This window comes from Eubacterium uniforme, from assembly GCF_900167115.1.
Taxonomy (GTDB): Bacteria; Bacillota; Clostridia; order Lachnospirales; family Lachnospiraceae; genus Eubacterium_S; species Eubacterium_S uniforme.
In genome coordinates, this window is record NZ_FUXZ01000012.1 from 1 (window position 1) to 1,130 (window position 1,130).

Genomic DNA, 1,130 nt, shown 5'->3' on the forward strand with positions numbered 1-1,130 from the left:
ACAGTAAAAGAAACACAGGCAAACATCGAAGGTTATGAACTTGAATACGTTAAGATGAATGGCAGCGAAGTTTCAGAAGGAACAGACAAGGCTTACACATCTAATACAGTTCTTACAAAAGATGGAAAGACTGTAACAATCGAAGATAAGTATAAAGAAATCATTGAAACTGGCGACTTAACAATTAAGAAGACAATCGACGGTGAAAACATCACAGAAGATGATCTTAAGAATCTTAAGTTTACAGTTCAGAACGAAGATGGAAAATACTTATATAAAGAAGACGGAAAAGTAAAGACATCAAAAGACAAAGTGGAAATTGCTTTAGGTGAATTCGACAAGAATAATGACGGAACATATACACTTACATTTGAAGACATCGAAGTAGGCAAGTACACAGTTAAGGAAACACAGGCCAACATCGAAGGTTACGACATTGAATACGTTAAGATGAATGGTAGCGAAGTATCAGAAGGTACAGACAAAGCTTATACATCTAACACAGTTCTTACAAAGGACGGCAAGACAGTAACAATCGAGGACGCTTACAAAGTACAGACTGGTGACTTAGAAATCAGGAAGACAATTGATGGTGAAAATATCACAGAAGATGACCTTGAAAACCTTAAGTTCACAGTCCAGAATGAAGCAGGAGAATACTTATACAAAGAAGACGGAAAAGTTAAGACAAGCAAGGATAAGCATGAAATTGCATTAGGTGAATTCGATAAGAATAATGATGGTACATATAGCCTTAAATTCGAAGACATCGAAGTAGGTAAGTACACAGTTAAGGAAACACAGGCTAACATTGAAGGTTATGAACTTGAGTATGTTAGGATGAATGGCAGCGAAGTTTCAGAAGGAACTGACAAAGCTTATACAACAAACACAGTATTAACAAAAGATGGAAAGACTGTAACAATTGAAGATAAGTATAAAGAAATCATCGAAACTGGTGACTTAGAAATCAAGAAGACAATTGACGGTGAAAATATCACAGAAGACGACCTTGAAAACCTTAAGTTCACAGTTCAGAACGAAGCTGGAGAATACTTATACAAAGAAGACGGAAAAGTAAAGACAAGCAAGGACAAAGTTGAAATTAAACTTGGAGACTTTGATAAGAA

At 35.7% G+C, this 1,130-nt stretch carries 1 protein-coding gene; it reads left to right on the plus strand.

Annotated elements, in window-relative coordinates:
• Positions 1–1,130 (plus strand): hypothetical protein (locus B5D16_RS12480; protein WP_159444358.1); only part of this gene is annotated, 1,130 nt, incomplete at both ends.